The organism is Mailhella sp., assembly GCF_057866825.1.
This window is the reverse complement of record NZ_DBMAHT010000198.1, coordinates 1-2,396: the sequence shown is the minus strand read 5'-3', so window position 1 is coordinate 2,396 and position 2,396 is coordinate 1. Positions and strand designations below refer to the sequence as shown.

Below are 2,396 nucleotides of genomic sequence, written 5' to 3'. Positions count from 1 at the left end.
TGCTTCCCGTGCTCACCATGAAGTTCTCCATTCTGCTCGACGCGGAAGAGGACTTTGAAAAAAGACGGCGCAGCATCCGCGAGCACACGCTGTTCTTCGCCGCAGGCATTGTGGCGTGGTTCGCCATTCTGGCGGTGCTTTCGGGCGTGACCGGCATGTTGTGGGGGCAGCTCTTCCAGAGCAGTGAAGTCATTTTTCTCATGCTGCTCATCGTATTCAGCATGGGCCTTTCCATGTTCGACGTGTTTCATCTGCCGGTGCTTGATCTGCAAAGTCACCACAGTTCCTCGCCGCGCATGCAGGCCTTCAGCACCGGCATGTTCACCACGCTGCTCGCCACGCCGTGCAGCGGACCTCTGCTCGGCGGCGTGCTGGCCTGGGGCATCACCAAGCCTCTGCCCGTGCTCATGACCATCTTTGCGGCCACGGGCGTGGGCATGGCCGCGCCCTACGTGGTGCTGGCATGCTATCCGCGGCTCATCCGCTTTCTGCCGCGGCCCGGCGCGTGGTTCAGCGTGCTTGAGCGCGTGCTCGGCTTCCTGCTCATGGGCACGGCCATCTATCTGTTCTCGCTGCTGCCTCCGGCGCTGCACGTCAAAACGCTCATCACCCTGCTCGTGGCCGCCACCACGGCCTGGATCTGGGGCCGCTGGGGCAGCCTGCGCGGCTCCATCACCCGGCGCATGTTCCTGGGGGCCTTCGCCTTCGGCGCCATTCTGCTTTCCGGCTTCTGGGCCTTCCTGCCCGCGCAGAAGGAAATCGTGCCCTGGGTGGAGTTCTCGGCTGAGGACTTCCGCGCCAATCTGGGCAAAAAGGCCATGATCGTGGAATTCACGGCCGACTGGTGTCCGACCTGCAAGGTGCTGGAACGCACCACGCTAGCCGCACCCAATCTGCTGCCCATTCTGGATCAGTACTCGCTCACCGCCGTCAAGGTGGACATGACCTTCAAGAACGACGAGCATCAGGCGCTGCTCAAGGCGCTCAACAGCGCCAGCATTCCCATGCTGGCCGTGTTCCCGGAAGGGGACGGCGCCTCCCGGCCCGTAGTTCTGCGCGACATCTACACCACCACCGATCTGCACCTCGCCCTGCGGCAGGCCAAGATTCCGCACAAGCGCATGGTGGAAATGCTCAACCCCGTGAAACTCCTTACCGAACCCAGGGAATAGGCGCGCCCTGTTCCGCAAACCAAGACACAGGTTTTCTATGAACACGATCAAGACCCTTCCTGAATTCGCCACCCTTTCCGAACTGGAAGTCAACGCCGCTCTCGACGCCTACGACGACTCCGTGGAAGAAGAACATTCCAGCTGCGGCGGCGGAGAAGAAAACACTCCCACCACCGAAAGCCCCATTGTGACCGAAGTGTTCCGCCTCATTCACGCCTACACCGACCGCATGAACACCCTCATTGTGGAAGCCAAGGCGCAGAACAAGGAAATTTCGGAAAACTTCCTTGCCGACATGTTCTCCTTTGAACCGGAAGCGCCCATCGAACGCATCGCCTTCGACTTCGTGACCGACGCCATGCTCGACGAAGACGACGACGAACAGGCGTAACGCTCCCGCAAAAAACGATTCCGACACCAGGCGCGGCAGAAGGCTTTCTGCCGCGCTTTTTTGCGCCCTGCCGCGCCGCGGTCGCCGCGCCTTCCGTTTGCTCCTCCGCGATTCTCGCACTCTTTCGCGCCTGTTTCTCCCCGCGCCTCGCCCCACCTTCATCCTTCAACACATGACCGCGCACACCCCACCCCGGAACGTTCAGCGATCTTCCACGCCCCTGTGCTCTCTCCCCTCTCCGGCTCGGCACTGCGGCGCTGGACCCCGCTTCGGGCCCTCCCGTCCCGCCGCACGCTCCGGCAATCCGAACGGCTTCCCCCGCCGCCCTTCCGCAACCGCGCCGCCGCAAAAAAAACATCCGCCCGGAACCGTGTTCCGAACGGATGCAGCTTGTCGTTCACTTCCGGCGGGGCAAATTCTCAGCGCATGCACGAAGCATGCCGGAAGCGTTCGCGCAATACTTTTCGGCGAATCAGCGCTGCGCCTTTGCCTTCAGCCACTCGCGGTTCACCACGTTCTGCGGATCCCCCTCCTTGAAGCGGCGGATGTTCTCCAGCGTGATGGATATGATGTTGCGCCGCGCGCCGTCGGTCATCCAGGCGATGTGAGGCGTGATGAGCGAATGCGGCGCAGACAGCAGCGGATCGTCTTCCGACGGCGGCTCGCTCTCCAGAACGTCCGCGCCGAAGCCGCCGAGCCTGCCCTCGCGCAGGGCCTCGGCCACGTCCGCGCCGCGCACCACCGGTCCGCGCGCCGTGTTGATGATGATCGAGCCCGGCTTCATCAGATTCAGGGTCCCGCGGCACACGAGTCCGCGCGTCTCCTCCGTGAGC

At 63.0% G+C, this 2,396-nt stretch carries 3 protein-coding genes; 2 read left to right on the top strand and 1 reads right to left on the bottom strand.

Annotated features, from left to right (window positions below; genetic code table 11):
• Both ACZM96_RS10620 and ACZM96_RS10615 read left to right on the top strand, forming a co-directional pair.
• Window positions 1-1,172, top strand: a 1,172-nt coding sequence (locus ACZM96_RS10620) for a protein-disulfide reductase DsbD family protein (RefSeq protein ID WP_489489028.1), incomplete at its 5' end; no start/stop codon positions are given.
• Window positions 1,173-1,209: 37 nt separating this feature from the next.
• Window positions 1,210-1,563, top strand: coding sequence for a hypothetical protein (locus tag ACZM96_RS10615; RefSeq protein WP_489489026.1), 354 nt, complete (start codon window positions 1,210-1,212; stop codon window positions 1,561-1,563).
• A gap of 472 nt (window positions 1,564-2,035) precedes the next feature.
• On the opposite strand, the gene ACZM96_RS10610 is transcribed toward ACZM96_RS10615, so the two are convergent.
• On the bottom strand, window positions 2,036-2,396 hold a 361-nt coding region (locus tag ACZM96_RS10610), incomplete at its 5' end, for an NAD(P)-dependent oxidoreductase (protein ID WP_489489025.1).